We start from the raw sequence: 14,606 nt of genomic DNA on the forward strand, positions 1-14,606 counted from the left end.
GCTCACCTCGGCCGGCGGTCCACGGTGTCGCCCGTGTCCACGGGCCGGTCGTCGTCCCCGCGGGCGTCCAACTGCAGCCGCAGGGTCTGTACGTCGCTGCGGCCCTGGGAGCGCTGGGCGCCGGCCGAGATCACGTGGACCTTGATGCCGCCGTTCAGCCCGTCGGTGCGGCTGAGGGTGGTCTGCAGTTCCAGTTCCAGCGACTTCACCGACAGCCGCACCGGGCCGCCCTCGGACCGGGCCGCGTCCATGGCCTGGGCCAGCTCGCGCCGTATCGCGCCCAGGGCCGCCGCCAGGCCGATGCCCTCGTCCTCGACCTGTCCCGACGATGTCACACGTTCCCCCTGTGGTGAGACGATCCGATCAGCACACTCGTTGCCGGATGAATCTAGCGGTGCGCAGGAGGTCACGGCCAGTGTCCGTGACGGCGTGCCCCGCCCACACGGCCGGGGCACGCCGTCACCGGTTCAGCCGCCGTACGCGCCCGAGGCCGTCAGGCGCAGGGCCGTGTCGATCAGCGGGACGTGGCTGAAGGCCTGCGGGAAGTTGCCGACCTGGCGCTTGAGGCGCGGGTCCCACTCCTCGGCGAGCAGGCCGAGGTCGTTGCGCAGGGACAGCAGCTTCTCGAACAGCTTGCGGGCCTCGTCCACCCGGCCGATCATCGCCAGGTCGTCGGCCATCCAGAACGAGCAGGCCAGGAAGGCCCCCTCGTCGCCGGGCAGGCCGTCGACGCCCTCGCTGTCGCCCTCGGTGGGGTAGCGCAGGATGAAGCCGTCCGGCGTGGACAGCTCGCGCTGGATCGCCTCGATGGTGCCGATGACGCGCTTGTCGTCGGGCGGCAGGAAGCCCATCTGCGGGATCAGGAGCAGCGAGGCGTCCAGCTCCTTCGAGCCGTACGACTGCGTGAAGGTGTTGCGTTCCTTGTCGTAGCCCTTCTCGCACACGTCCCGGTGGATGTCGTCGCGCAGCTCGCGCCAGCGCTCCAGCGGACCGTCCGCGTCACCGGACTCGATCAGCTTGATCGTGCGGTCCACGGCGACCCACGCCATGACCTTGGAGTGCACGAAGTGGCGGCGCGGCCCGCGCACCTCCCAGATGCCCTCGTCCGGCTGGTCCCAGTGGTCCTCCAGGTAGCGGATGAGCTTCAGCTGGAGCAGCGAGGCGTAGTCGCTGCGGGCCAGGCCCGTCATGTGGGCCAGGTGCAGGGCCTCGGTGACCTCGCCGTAGACGTCGAGCTGGAGCTGGTGCGCGGCGCCGTTGCCGACCCGCACCGGCGCCGAGTTCTCGTAGCCCGGCAGCCAGTCCAGCTCCGCCTCGCCGAGCTCGCGCTCGCCCGCGATGCCGTACATGATCTGCAGGTTCTCCGGGTCGCCGGCGACCGCGCGCAGCAGCCACTCGCGCCAGGCGCGGGCCTCCTCGCGGTAGCCGGTGCGCAGCAGCGAGGACAGGGTGATGGCCGCGTCACGCAGCCAGGTGTAGCGGTAGTCCCAGTTGCGCACCCCGCCGATGTCCTCGGGCAGGGAGGTGGTCGGCGCGGCGACGATGCCGCCGGTGGGCGCGTAGGTGAGGGCCTTCAGCGTGATGAGGGAGCGGATCACCGCCTCGCGGTACGGGCCGTGGTAGGTGCAGTGCTCCACCCACTCCCGCCAGAACTCCTCCGTCGCCTGCAGCGAGGCCTCCGGCTCCGGCAGCGGCGGTGGCTGCTTGTGCGAGGGCTCCCAGGAGATCGTGAACGCGATCCGGTCGCCCGGGGCGACGGTGAAGTCCGAGTACGTCGTCAGGGACTTGCCGTAGGTCTCGCACTCGGTGTCGTACCAGACCGAGTCCGGCCCGGCCACGGCGACCGTGCGCCCGTCGTGCTTGTGCACCCACGGCACGACACGGCCGTAGGAGAACCGCATGCGCAGGGCCGAGCGCATCGGGACGCGGCCCGAGACGCCCTCGACGATGCGGATCAGCTGCGGGGCGCCGTCACGCGGGGGCATGAAATCGGTCACGCGGACCGTGCCGCGCGGGGTGTCCCACTCGGATTCCAGGATCAGCGAGTCGCCCCGGTACGAGCGCCGGGCCGCCGTCGGCGGCTGCGCGTCCGAGGCGTGCGCGGGGCCCAGCCGCCAGAAGCCGTGCTCCTCGGTGCCCAGCAGACCGGCGAAGATGGCGTGCGAGTCGAAGCGGGGCAGGCACAGCCAGTCCACTGTCCCGTCCCGGCAGACCAGGGCAGCGGTCTGCATGTCTCCGATGAGTGCGTAGTCTTCGATGCGCCCGGCCACGTGCAACTCCAGTCGAACGGCCACGTCACCCCCGGCAGGGGGCTGTCGCTAGTGCGGTCAAGGGGTCGTTGTAATGCGTCGTTGAGCGGTGAAGCAAAGCAGTCGGTCCTGCCGTGTGGCAAAACGACAATTCTTGCTCAACGAACTGACGAGCTCTCGTTGTTCCGGTCATTACGGGCGGGGGTGGTGCCGTGTACCCGGCCGGGCTCGGCAGCGAGTGTCCGAGCAGGATACGACGCACGTAGATGATCTGCGTGCCGCTCCGGGCAACCCGGATCGGCCGAACGGGTGAGCAACGGGTGAGAAACAGTCGAGGACGTGCGGGTCCGTGGCGGCCCGTGTGCGGAGCGTGGCCGGAAGCCATCGGCTGCCTTCGCTGATACCCTGGTAGCCCGTGGACCGGTGGGCGAGAGAACCCCGGAACCGCACCCCAGACCGCGACCACGGGAGCCCCCTCTTGGCCATGCCGCCGAAAACAACGACGACCAAGCACATCTTCGTCACCGGGGGTGTCGCCTCCTCGCTCGGCAAGGGTCTGACGGCCTCCAGCCTCGGCATGCTGCTGAAGGCCCGGGGCCTGCGCGTCGTCATGCAGAAGCTCGACCCGTACCTGAACGTCGACCCGGGCACGATGAACCCCTTCCAGCACGGTGAGGTCTTCGTCACCAACGACGGCGCCGAGACCGATCTGGACATCGGACACTACGAGCGCTTCCTCGACCGCGACTTGGACGGCTCCGCCAACGTCACCACCGGCCAGGTCTACTCCACCGTGATCGCCAAGGAGCGGCGCGGCGAGTACCTGGGCGACACCGTGCAGGTCATCCCGCACATCACCAACGAGATCAAGCACCGCATCCGCCGCATGGCGACGGACGAGGTCGACGTCGTGATCACCGAGGTCGGCGGCACGGTCGGCGACATCGAGTCCCTGCCGTTCCTGGAGACGGTCCGCCAGGTCCGCCACGAGGTCGGCCGGGACAACGTCTTCGTCGTCCACATCTCCCTCCTGCCCTACATCGGCCCGTCGGGAGAGCTGAAGACGAAGCCGACCCAGCATTCGGTTGCGGCCCTGCGCAACATCGGTATCCAGCCGGACGCCATCGTGCTGCGCTGCGACCGCGAGGTGCCGACCGCGATCAAGCGGAAGATCTCGCTCATGTGCGACGTCGACGAGGCAGCGGTGGTCGCCTGCCCCGACGCCCGCTCGATCTACGACATCCCCAAGACCGTGCACGGCGAGGGCCTGGACGCCTACGTCGTCCGCAAGCTGGACCTGCCGTTCCGGGACGTGGACTGGACGACCTGGGACGACCTGCTCGACCGCGTCCACAACCCCGACCACGAGATCACCCTGGCCCTGGTCGGCAAGTACATCGACCTGCCCGACGCCTACCTCTCGGTCACCGAGGCGCTGCGCGCCGGCGGCTTCGCCAACCGCGCCCGCGTGAAGATCAAGTGGGTCACGTCCGACGACTGCAAGACCCCGGCCGGCGCCAAGGCGCAGCTCGCCGACGTCGACGGCATCTGCATCCCCGGCGGCTTCGGCGACCGCGGCGTGCTCGGCAAGGTCGGCGCGATCAGGTACGCCCGCGAGAACAAGATCCCGCTGCTCGGCCTCTGCCTGGGCCTGCAGTGCATCGTGATCGAGGCCGCGCGCAACCTCGCCGACATCGGCGACGCCAACTCCACCGAGTTCGACCCGGGCACCGCCCACCCGGTCATCTCCACCATGGCCGAGCAGCTCGACATCGTCGCCGGCGAGGGCGACATGGGCGGCACGATGCGGCTGGGCATGTACCCGGCCAAGCTGGCCGAGGGCTCGATCGTGCGCGAGGTGTACGACGGCAAGGAGTACGTCGAGGAGCGCCACCGCCACCGCTACGAGGTCAACAACGCCTACCGGGCGGAGCTGGAGAAGAAGGCGGGCATCGTGTTCTCCGGCACGTCGCCCGACGGCAAGCTCGTGGAGTACGTGGAGTACCCGCGCGACGTGCACCCTTACCTGGTCGCCACCCAGGCGCACCCCGAGCTGCGCTCGCGTCCGACCAGGCCGCACCCGCTCTTCGCGGGCCTGGTGAAGGCCGCGGTCGCGCGGAAGAGTGCCGAGTAACACAACAGTTGTACGGTGGCCGGGGCGCGCGCATTCAAAAGGTGGGCGCCCTGGTTTCGTTCCGTACGTCTCTGTACGTCGTGGAAGGACAGGCATGACGATCAAGGACACCCCCGAGGAGTGGGAGATCCGGGCGACGGAGACCCCCTTCGTGGGCAACAAGACCTCCGTCCGCACCGACGACGTGGTCATGCCCGACGGCTCGGTCGTCCACCGCGACTACCAGGTCCACCCGGGCTCGGTCGGCGTTCTCGCTCTCGACGACGAGGGGCGCGTGCTGGTCATCCGCCAGTACCGGCACCCCGTGCGGCAGAAGCTGTGGGAGATCCCGGCCGGCCTGCTGGACGTGCCCGGCGAGAACCCGCTGCACGCCGCCCAGCGCGAGCTGTACGAGGAGGCGCACGTCAAGGCCGAGGACTGGCGGGTGCTGACCGACGTCTACACCACCCCCGGCGGCTGCGACGAGGCCGTGCGGATCTTCCTCGCCCGCGACCTGTCCGAGGCGGACGGCGAGCGCTTCGAGAGCGAGCACGAGGAGATCGACCTGGAGTACGCGCGCGTACCCGTCGACGAGCTCGTCCGGGGCGTCCTCGCGGGGGAGCTGCACAACAACTGCCTCGTCGTCGGCGTGCTCGCGCTGGTCGCCGCGCAGAACGGCGAGGGGCTGGACGCGCTGCGCCCGGCGGAGGCGCCGTGGCCGGCGCGCCCGTTCGAGTCCTGAAGACAGTCCGGGTGCGGTCCCGAAGGCACCGCACCCTTCCGGTGTGACCATCTGCTGATCCGATCGGGGGACCCGCCCGCCGCGCTCCACCGGGAACGTTGCAGAGCGTGAACTAGGCTCTGTTAGCGCCCGGACCGGAGTCCCGGCGGGCTTGCGCGTGCGGTGGGACGGGAGTGTGGCCCGTGACGGATCAGGCGGTGGACACAGCAGTCGGCGTACGGCTGTCGGAGGGTCAGTTCCTGGGCCGTACAAGGGAGTTGAAGGAACTGCGCGCCGACATCGAGCGCGCGGGCCTGGACACCCTGTCCGGCCGGAAGGCGCCCCGCGCGCGGGTGCTGCTCATCGCCGGCCGGCCCGGCTCCGGCCGCACGGCGCTCGCCGAGGAACTCGTACGGCAGGTCGCGGACCGTTACGACGACGGGGTGCTGCGCGCCCGGCTGAGCGAGCCCGACGGCACCCCCGTCCCCGTCGAGCGCGCCGCCCGCGACCTGCTCGCCCTCCTCGACCGCCCCGCCCCGCCCGGCGCCGCCGAGGACGACCTGACCGAGGCCCTGCGCACCGCCCTCGCCGGCCGGCGTGTCCTGCTCCTGCTGGACGACGCGGCCGACGCCGAGCAGGTCGACGCCCTGCTCCCGGACAGCCCCGACTGCCTGGTCGTCGCCGTCTCCGACGGCCCCCTCACCGGCATCTGCGACGTCCGCCCCTGCACGCTGGGCGGCCTGGACACCAAGTCCGGACTGGAGCTGCTGACCCGGTACACCGGCTCGGTGCGCATCACCGTCGACCCACGGGCCGCCGAGGGCCTCGTCGAGGAGTGCCAGGGCCAGCCGGCGGCGCTGCTGCTGGCCGGCGGCTGGCTCGCCGCCCGCCCCAAGGCGGCCGTCGCCGACCTCGCCAAGCACCTGCGCACCGAGGGCGACGAGGGCACCCCGCTCAGCCGCGTCTTCCGGCTCGCCTACGGTTCGCTGCCCTCCACGGCGGCCCGGATACTGCGCCTGCTCGCCCTCGCCCCGGCCGGACTGGTCGACCCGCACACCGCCTCCGCGCTGGCCGGCTGCTCGGTGGAGGGCGCCCGCACCGCCCTGGACGACCTCGTCGCCCTCGGCCTGCTGCGGTCCCTCGACTCCCCGCTGCCGCAGTACGAGGTGCCCGGCTGTCTGCACCCCCTGCTGGCGGCGCTGACGGCGGCCCAGGACCGCCCCGGCGAGCTGCGGCTGGCCCGGGCCCGGATGCTGGAGCGGACGGTACGGCTGCTGCAGTCGTGCCGGGCGATCACCGAGACCGACAGCCCCGAGGCACGCGAGAAGCTCCAGGGCATGCCCCCCGCCCTGCGCTTCCCCAGCCCCCGGGCCGCCGAGGAGTGGCTGCGCGTCCGCAGGCCCGCCCTGCTGGCCTCGGCCCGCCTCGCGGTGGCCGACGGCGAGCTGGACACCCTCGCCCGGCGCCTGATGTCCCAGCTGGTCAGGGCCATGGTCGCGCACTTCGGCACGCAGGCCGCCGCCCCCGACCTCTACGGCGTCCACCGGCTCGTCCTGGACGTCGCCGAGCGCCGCGACCTGCCCCGGGAGAAGGCCGCGGCCCTGCTGAACCTCGGCGACCTGGACGCCCGGACCGGGCGGACGGCCGAGGCGCTGGTGCGCTACCGGGCGGCGCTGGACGCCGGACGGGAGGCGAACGACCCGTATGCGACCGGCCGCGCGATGGAATCCGTAGGCGGTGCCCACCAGGAGCTCGGCGACCACGACCGGGCCGCCGACTGGTTCGGGCGCGCCCTGGCCCAGCGCCTGGCCCGCGGCGAGCGTGCCGAGGCCGCCCGGCTGTACGGGCGCATCGCCACCGCGCACACCTACGCGGGCCGCTACGGCGAGGCGCTGCGCAACTGGAAGGCCGCCGTCGCCGGGCACCGCAAGAACGGCGATGTGGCCGCCCACGCACGGGCCTTGAGCGAGCTGGCCCGGGTGCAGGAGTACGCGGGGCGGCCCGAGGAGTCGCTGCGCACCTGCCACGAGGCGGTGGAGTGGGCGCGCCGCGCCGAGGACGTGCGGCTGCAGGCCGCGCTGCAGCTGCGGCTGGCCGACACGCTGGAGCACCTGGGCGACCCGGTGGCGGCCCGGCTGCACCGGGGCGCGGCCGAGCGGCTGCTGGGGGAGGAGTCCCCGGAACAGGCCGACGACCCGAAACACGACGCTGACGCCTGCGAAATCCGTAGTACATCCGCTGAAGATTGATGCAATGAAAGGCTAGACAGCGGGAACGCCTTCATTAAACTGGCTCTGCCGCACCTTCTCCTGCGGTGTCTCCCGGTGTGCTCACGCATGCCCGGGTATGTGTTCTCTTGCCCCACATCCACTGAGCCAAGGACCGTGATCGACGTGAAGGTCGGCATCCCCCGCGAGGTCAAGAACAACGAGTTCCGGGTGGCCATCACCCCGTCCGGCGTGCACGAGCTGGTGCGCCACGGCCACCAGGTCGTCATCGAGCAGGGCGCCGGTGCCGGCTCGTCGATCCCGGACGAGGAGTACGTCGCCGCGGGCGCGCGCATCCTCCCCACCGCCGACGAGGTGTGGGCCACCGCCGACCTGCTGCTGAAGGTCAAGGAGCCCATCGCCGAGGAGTACCACCGCCTCCGCAAGGACCAGACGCTCTTCACCTACCTGCACCTGGCCGCCTCAAAGGAGTGCACCGACGCGCTCATCGAGTCCGGCACCACCGCGATCGCCTACGAGACCGTCGAGCTGCCCAACCGCTCGCTGCCGCTGCTCGCGCCGATGTCCGAGGTCGCGGGCCGGCTCGCCCCTCAGGTCGGCGCCTATCACCTGATGCGCTCGGTCGGCGGCCGCGGCGTGCTGCCCGGCGGCGTCCCCGGCACCCAGCCCGCGCGCGCCGTCGTCATCGGCGGCGGTGTCTCCGGCTGGAACGCCACGCAGATCGCCGTCGGCATGGGCTTCCACGTCACGCTGCTCGACCGCGACATCAACAAGCTGCGCGAGGCGGACAAGGTCTTCGGCACCAAGGTCCGCGCGATCATGTCCAACTCCTTCGAGCTGGAGAAGGCCGTCCTGGACGCCGACCTCGTCATCGGCGCGGTCCTCATCCCGGGCGCCAAGGCCCCGAAGCTGGTCACCAACGAGCTCGTCGCCCGGATGAAGCCGGGAAGTGTCCTTGTCGACATCGCGATCGACCAGGGCGGCTGCTTCGAGGACTCCCGGCCGACCACCCACGCCGAGCCGACCTTCCCGGTCCACGACTCGGTCTTCTACTGCGTCGCCAACATGCCCGGCGCGGTGCCCAACACCTCCACCTACGCGCTCACCAACGCCACGCTGCCCTACATCGTCGAACTCGCCAACCGCGGCTGGGTGGAGGCGCTGCGCCGCGACCCCGCGCTCGCCAAGGGCCTCAACACCCATGACGGCAAGGTGGTTTACAAGGAGGTCGCCGAGGCACACGGACTGGAGCACGTGGAACTCGCCACGCTGCTCGGCTGACCGGGGTGACCAGGCCGGAGAGCTAAGTCACCTTTTCGTAAAGGCGATACGTCAACAAGGCGCGTCAACCGCGCACACCCGGCCGGACCTTGCCCCACAAGGTCCGGCCGGATGTGTGTATGGTCACTTTGCGGCTCTCGGTCAACTCGCCTCGAACGTAACCCTTCGGCCGGTTCGTACACCGGTGAAACCTGCCGTGCGACGGCCGTACGCCCTTGACAGAGGGATGTTTCATTGCCGACACATCCTGCCGGGTCCGGCGGATTGTGTTGCTGCGGACGCCCGACACGCCATAGAGTCGCCAACCGTCGGCATGGTGCCACGCTGACCTTGTCTAGAAGTTTCCTGGTCACCAAGGAGGTAAGACGACTTGTGAATGAGTCGACATTTTCTCCCGGGGGTGGTCAACCAGGAATGCCTGCACGGGGCCAGGGCTCCGCGGGCTTCGAGGCTGTCGGCTCCGTCGCTGTCCGAACCTTCGCAGCCCACCAGAGCCAGCGCAGCCCCCACACGGCTCTGTCAGCACACCAGAGCATGGATGGCCATCACGTGAACGCCATGGCCGGCGACGGAAGTGGCGCGCCCCACAACCACTTCGCCGACTACGACGAACTGCCCGACGGGCACTTCTACGATCCCGACGCCGAGTACGAGCCCGATCCGGAGTACGCGGCCACGCTCGCGCCCGACGCGGCCCGCCAGCGCCGCGAGCGCATCGGCCCGACCGGTCGCCCGCTGCCGTACTTCCCGATCCCGGGCCCGCTGACCTCGCACGGCCCCGCGACGATCATCGCGATGTGCAACCAGAAGGGCGGCGTCGGCAAGACCACGTCGACCATCAACCTGGGTGCCGCGCTCGCGGAGTACGGCCGGCGCGTGCTGCTCGTGGACTTCGACCCGCAGGGCGCGCTGTCGGTGGGTCTCGGCGTCAACCCGATGGAGCTCGACCTCACCGTCTACAACCTGCTCATGGAGCGGGGCATGGCGGCCGACGAGGTGCTCCTGAAGACCGCGGTCCCCAACATGGACCTGCTGCCCAGCAACATCGACCTGTCGGCGGCGGAGGTCCAGCTGGTCTCCGAGGTCGCGCGCGAGTCGACGCTGCAGCGGGCGCTGAAGCCGCTGATGGCCGACTACGACTACATCGTCATCGACTGCCAGCCCTCGCTCGGCCTGCTCACCGTCAACGCGCTCACGGCCGCGCACAAGGTGATCGTCCCCCTGGAGTGCGAGTTCTTCGCCCTGCGCGGTGTGGCGCTGCTGACCGAGACCATCGAGAAGGTCCAGGAGCGGCTCAACCCGGAGCTGGAGCTCGACGGGATCCTCGCCACGATGTACGACTCGCGCACGGTGCACAGCCGCGAGGTGCTGGCCCGTGTGGTCGAGGCGTTCGACGACCACGTCTACCACACGGTCATCGGCCGCACGGTCCGCTTCCCGGAGACCACGGTCGCCGGTGAGCCGATCACCACCTACGCCTCCAACTCCGTCGGCGCCGCCGCCTATCGCCAGCTCGCCAGGGAGGTGCTCGCCCGGTGTCACGCCGAGTGAGTCTGCCGGGGGCCGACGAACTCTTCCGTACGACAGGGGGAATGGCGCTCCAGCCGTCCACACCGCGGCGGGGGGCCAACGGCGAGGCCCGGGTGCCCGCTCCCGCCGGGGAGAGCGACGGGGTCGCGGCCGCGTCGCCCGAGGACGCGCCGCAGTCCGTGCCCGCACAGGGCGGGGACGGCGACGGCGCCGAGCACGTGGCGGCGGAGCCGGAGCCGGCCGACGCGCAGTCCCGGGCACGGGGCGCCGAGCGGGCCGGGCGAGGTCAGACGGCGCAGGAAGGTTCTGCCCCGGCCGCCGCGAACGCCCAGCCCCGCAAGCGCGGGCGGGCGGCCAACCGGCGCCCCAGCGGGCGGGAACGGCACGACGAGAAGATCACCGTGTACGTCTCCGCCGAGGAGCTGATGGACCTGGAGCACGCGCGGCTGGTGCTGCGCGGCGAGCACGGGCTGGCCGTGGACCGCGGCCGGATCGTCCGCGAGGCGGTCGCCGTCGTCCTGGCCGACCTGGAGTCCCGCGGGGACGCGAGCATCCTCGTACGCCGACTGCGCGGGCGGTAGGCGGTAGCCTGCGGGGGCCATGACCTCGAACGACACTCCCGCTCCCGGCGTCCCCGCCGGCCGCCGGCGCGCGCTGGGCAGGGGACCGGGCGCGGCTCCCGCGGAGGCCGGGCCGACGGTTCCGGCCCCGGTGCCGGAACCGGTGGTTCCGGTGGAGGAGCCGCCCGTCGAGGAGGTCCCGGCGGCCGAGGAGCCCGTGGCCGCCGTACCGGACGCCGGCGAACCCCGGGGCGCGCCGGAAGCCGACGACGACGGGGTCTTCAAGGTCCGGCTCGCCAACTTCGAGGGCCCCTTCGACCTCCTCCTCCAGCTGATCTCCAAGCACAAGCTGGACGTCACCGAGGTCGCGCTGTCGAAGGTGACCGACGAGTTCATGGCGTACATCCGGGCCCTCGGGCCGGACTGGGACCTGGACGAGACGACCGAGTTCCTGGTCGTGGCCGCCACCCTGCTCGACCTGAAGGCGGCCCGGCTGCTGCCCTCCGCCGAGGTGGAGGACGAGGCCGACCTGGCGCTGCTGGAGGCGCGGGACCTGCTGTTCGCGCGGCTGCTGCAGTACCGCGCGTACAAACAGATCGCCGACATCTTCAGCCGCCGGCTCGACGACGAGGCCCGCCGCTACCCCCGCACCGTCGGCCTGGAGCCGCACCACGCCGAGCTGCTGCCCGAGGTCGTCATCAGCATCGGCGCGGAAGGCTTCGCCAAGCTCGCCGTCAAGGCGATGCAGCCCAAGCCCAAGCCGCAGGTGTACGTCGACCACATCCACGCCCCGCTGGTCAGCGTGCAGGAGCAGGCCGGCATCGTCGTCGCCCGGCTGAGGGAGCTCGGCGAGGCCAGCTTCCGCGCGCTCGTCGAGGACACCGACGACACGCTCACCGTGGTGGCCCGCTTCCTCGCCCTGCTGGAGCTGTACCGCGAGAAGGCCGTCGCCCTGGACCAGGAGACGGCGCTGGGAGAGCTGATCGTGCGCTGGACCGGTGGTGAGGGCGACGAGCAGCCGCTGGTGACCGACGAGTTCGACCGACCGCCCGAGCAGCCCGAGGACGGGCGGCCCGAGAAGGAGGGCAAGGAGTGAGCGAGGACACCACGGGCCTTCCGGCGGGACTGCGCGCCGTCGCCGACCTCGACCTCAAGCCCGCCCTGGAGGCGGTCCTGATGGTCGTGGACGAGCCCGCGACCGAGGAGCACCTCGCGAAGATCCTGGAGAGGCCCAGGCGGCAGATCGCCAAGGCCCTGCGGGAGCTGGCCGACGACTACACCGTGCAGGGCCGCGGCTTCGAGCTGCGCTTCGTCGCGGGCGGCTGGCGCTTCTACAGCCGCGCCGAGTACGCCCCGGCCGTCGAGCGCCTGGTCCTGGACGGCCAGACGGCCCGTCTGACCCAGGCCGCCCTGGAGACCCTCGCGGTGGTCGCCTACCGCCAGCCGGTGAGCCGCAGCCGCGTCTCGGCCGTACGCGGGGTCAACTGCGACGGGGTCATGCGCACCCTGCTGCAGCGGGGCCTGGTCGAGGAGGCGGGCACGGAACCCGAAACAGGTGCGATCCTGTACAGGACGACGAACTACTTCCTGGAGCGGATGGGCCTGCGCGGTCTGGACGAGCTCCCGGAGCTCGCGCCCTTCCTCCCGGAGGCGGAGGCGATCGAGGCCGAGACCCAGGAGGGGGTGCCGTCGTTCGACCCGGACGCGCCGGACGCGGACGACGACCACACGACGAACACGACGACGACGGAATTCTGATGCGAAGCAGCGGCAAGAGCGGCGGGCGCGGTAACTACCGCGGGGCCGGCAACAACAGGGACCAGAAGCAGGGCCAGGGCCAGAGCCAGGGCCGTCCGCGCAGGCCCCGCCCCGAGGAGCGCCGCTACGACGTGGGCCCCGGCGCCACCCAGGACGGCCCCAAGTCCGGGCGCGGCGGCGCGGCCCGCGGCGGTGCCAAGGGCGCCCCCAAGAAGGCCCAGCCCCAGCGCGGCCGTACCGCCCCCGCCCGCTCCCGGGAGTACGAGGCGCGCGCCGAGGAGCGCAACCGCGAGCGGTACGCCGGCAAGAAGGACCTCAAGCTGCCCAAGACGTTCCCCGGCGCCGAGCAGGAGGGCGAGCGGCTGCAGAAGGTGCTCGCGCGCGCGGGCTACGGCTCCCGGCGCGCCTGCGAGGAGCTGATCGACCAGGCCAGGGTCGAGGTGAACGGCGAGATCGTCACCGAGCAGGGCAAGCGGGTCGACCCCGAGAAGGACGAGGTCAAGGTCGACGGGCTGACGGTCGCCACGCAGTCGTACCAGTTCTTCTCGCTGAACAAGCCCGCCGGTGTCGTCTCGACGATGGAGGACCCCGAGGGGCGCCAGTGCCTCGGGGACTACGTCACCAACCGCGAGACCCGGCTCTTCCACGTGGGGCGGCTGGACACCGAGACCGAGGGCGTCATCCTGCTCACCAACCACGGTGAGCTGGCCCACCGCCTGACCCACCCCAAGTACGGCGTGAAGAAGACCTACCTCGCCGCCATCGTCGGCCCGATCCCGCGCGATCTGGGCAAGAAGCTCAAGGACGGCATCCAGCTGGAGGACGGGTACGCGCGCGCGGACCACTTCCGGGTGGTCGAGCAGACCGGCAAGAACTACCTCGTCGAGGTGACCCTGCACGAGGGCCGCAAGCACATCGTGCGCCGCATGCTCGCCGAGGCGGGCTTCCCGGTGGAGAAGCTGGTGCGCACCGCCTTCGGCCCGATCACCCTGGGCGACCAGAAGTCGGGCTGGCTGCGCCGCCTGTCGAACACCGAGGTCGGCATGCTGATGAAGGAAGTCGACCTCTAGGCGCACCTCCGCGATGCGTTTCCGCTCTCTCGCCGGTCTGTACTGCGTGACCGGCGAGAGGAGTGGCCATGACGGTGAGCGCGGACCGCGAGGAGTTCGTACGGCTGACCGACCCCTACCGGCGCGAGCTGCTCGCGCACTGCTACCGGATGCTGGGCTCGGTCGACGAGGCCGAGGACCTGGTGCAGGAGACGTATCTGCGGGCCTGGCGGTCCTACGACGGCTACGAGGGCCGGGCGAGTCTGCGGACCTGGCTGCACCGGATCGCCACCAACACGTGTCTGACGGCGCTGGAGGGCCGCGCGCGCCGTCCGCTGCCCTCGGGGCTCGGCGGGCCGTCGGAGGCGCCTGAGGAGCCGCTGAGGGGCCCTGCGACGGACGTCCCCTGGCTCCAGCCGCTGCCGGACGCGCTCGTCGACCCGGCCACCGTCGTCGCCGCCCGCGGCAGCCTGCGGCTCGCCCTGGTCGCCGCGCTGCAGAACCTGCCCGCCCGGCAGCGGGCGGTGCTCATCCTGCGCGAGGTGCTGGCCTGGCGGGCGGCCGAGGTCGCCGCGCTGCTCGGCACGTCCACGGCGGCGGTCAAGAGCAGCCTCCAACGCGCGCGTGCCCGTCTCGACGAGATCGCCCCCGACGAGGACCTCGTCAGCGAACCGGAGACCCCGGCCGACCGCGAGGTGCTCGACCGGTACATGGCCGCCTTCGAGAACGCCGACATGGACGCGCTGGTCGACCTCCTCCAGGACGGCGTCGAACTGGAGATGCCGCCCAACCTGGAGTGGTACCGCGGCAGGAAGGACGTCCTGGCGTTCCTGCGGGCCCGCGGGCACGGACGGGGCGCCCACCGGATGCTGCCCACGCGCGCGAACGGGCAGCCGGCCGTCGTCATGTACGTGCGCGGGGTGGACGGCGTGCTGCGCGCGCACTCGGTGCAGGTGCTCACGGTGGCGGGGGGCGCACTCGCGCGTATCACGGCCTTCATCGACCCGCGGCAGATCACCCGCTTCGGGTTCCCGCAGGTGATGTCGTGAACTCCGGGGAGCTGCTGGAGCGTTCGCTCGCCTACGCGCTGGGGAGCGTGGCCGGGGTGGCGGGCGGG

The 14,606-nt window shown here is 71.5% G+C and carries 12 protein-coding genes; 10 read left to right on the plus strand and 2 right to left on the minus strand.

The features are described from left to right. Positions 1-2: 2 nt before the first annotated feature. Positions 3-335, minus strand: a complete 333-nt coding sequence (locus tag ACYF6T_RS40425; protein WP_461702953.1) for a trypco2 family protein — start codon at positions 333-335, stop codon at positions 3-5. 132 nt (positions 336-467) lie between these two features. Then, positions 468-2,270 (minus strand): glycoside hydrolase family 15 protein, encoded by a 1,803-nt coding sequence (locus tag ACYF6T_RS40430; RefSeq protein ID WP_461702968.1) that lies wholly within the window; start codon positions 2,268-2,270, stop codon positions 468-470. Positions 2,271-2,733: 463 nt separating this feature from the next. Here ACYF6T_RS40430 and ACYF6T_RS40435 point away from each other — a divergent pair, with 463 nt between their 5' ends. The 10 genes from ACYF6T_RS40435 (at position 2,734) to ACYF6T_RS40480 (ending at position 14,538) form a co-directional block, all read left to right on the plus strand. Then, positions 2,734-4,383: a CTP synthase gene (locus ACYF6T_RS40435; RefSeq protein WP_461702954.1), complete on the plus strand. Its 1,650-nt coding sequence runs from the start codon at positions 2,734-2,736 to the stop codon at positions 4,381-4,383. A gap of 94 nt (positions 4,384-4,477) precedes the next feature. Continuing rightward, positions 4,478-5,104: an NUDIX domain-containing protein gene (locus tag ACYF6T_RS40440; RefSeq protein ID WP_461702955.1), complete on the plus strand. Its 627-nt coding sequence runs from the start codon at positions 4,478-4,480 to the stop codon at positions 5,102-5,104. Between the two features lie 182 nt (positions 5,105-5,286). After that, a complete protein-coding gene (locus ACYF6T_RS40445) occupies positions 5,287-7,332 on the plus strand; it encodes a tetratricopeptide repeat protein (RefSeq protein WP_461702956.1) in 2,046 nt (681 codons plus the stop codon). Positions 7,333-7,476: 144 nt separating this feature from the next. Then, positions 7,477-8,592, plus strand: coding sequence for an alanine dehydrogenase (gene ald, locus ACYF6T_RS40450; RefSeq protein ID WP_461702969.1), 1,116 nt, complete (start codon positions 7,477-7,479; stop codon positions 8,590-8,592). Between the two features lie 414 nt (positions 8,593-9,006). Further along, the gene (locus ACYF6T_RS40455) at positions 9,007-10,143 is read left to right on the plus strand and encodes a ParA family protein (RefSeq protein WP_461702957.1); all 1,137 of its coding nucleotides are present in this window, start codon (positions 9,007-9,009) and stop codon (positions 10,141-10,143) included. After that, entirely contained in the window at positions 10,128-10,703 is a 576-nt protein-coding gene (locus ACYF6T_RS40460; RefSeq protein ID WP_461702958.1) for a hypothetical protein, read from the plus strand. Before ACYF6T_RS40455 ends, ACYF6T_RS40460 begins: the two co-directional genes overlap by 16 nt. A gap of 19 nt (positions 10,704-10,722) precedes the next feature. Further along, positions 10,723-11,778, plus strand: a complete 1,056-nt coding sequence (locus ACYF6T_RS40465) for a segregation and condensation protein A (protein ID WP_461702959.1) — start codon at positions 10,723-10,725, stop codon at positions 11,776-11,778. Further along, positions 11,775-12,440, plus strand: a complete 666-nt coding sequence (gene scpB, locus ACYF6T_RS40470; protein ID WP_461702960.1) for an SMC-Scp complex subunit ScpB — start codon at positions 11,775-11,777, stop codon at positions 12,438-12,440. The genes ACYF6T_RS40465 and scpB overlap by 4 nt, the downstream gene beginning before the upstream one ends. After that, entirely contained in the window at positions 12,440-13,510 is a 1,071-nt protein-coding gene (locus ACYF6T_RS40475) for a pseudouridine synthase (RefSeq protein WP_461702961.1), read from the plus strand. Before scpB ends, ACYF6T_RS40475 begins: the two co-directional genes overlap by 1 nt. A 68-nt stretch (positions 13,511-13,578) precedes the next feature. Continuing rightward, the gene (locus ACYF6T_RS40480) at positions 13,579-14,538 is read left to right on the plus strand and encodes a sigma-70 family RNA polymerase sigma factor (protein ID WP_461702962.1); all 960 of its coding nucleotides are present in this window, start codon (positions 13,579-13,581) and stop codon (positions 14,536-14,538) included. Positions 14,539-14,606: the final 68 nt, after the last annotated feature.

Source organism: Streptomyces sp. 7R007 (genome assembly GCF_054850255.1).

Excerpts from the sequence above, each read along its gene's own strand:
- ACYF6T_RS40435 (WP_461702954.1), top strand. The coding sequence starts at position 2,734 with ATGCCGCCGAAAACAACGACGACCAAGCACATCTTCGTCACCGGGGGT.
- ACYF6T_RS40440 (WP_461702955.1), top strand. The coding sequence starts at position 4,478 with ATGACGATCAAGGACACCCCCGAGGAGTGGGAGATCCGGGCGACGGAG.
- ACYF6T_RS40475 (WP_461702961.1), top strand. The coding sequence starts at position 12,440 with ATGCGAAGCAGCGGCAAGAGCGGCGGGCGCGGTAACTACCGCGGGGCC.
- ACYF6T_RS40465 (WP_461702959.1), top strand. The coding sequence starts at position 10,723 with ATGACCTCGAACGACACTCCCGCTCCCGGCGTCCCCGCCGGCCGCCGG.
- ACYF6T_RS40455 (WP_461702957.1), top strand. The coding sequence starts at position 9,007 with ATGCCTGCACGGGGCCAGGGCTCCGCGGGCTTCGAGGCTGTCGGCTCC.
- ACYF6T_RS40480 (WP_461702962.1), top strand. The coding sequence starts at position 13,579 with ATGACGGTGAGCGCGGACCGCGAGGAGTTCGTACGGCTGACCGACCCC.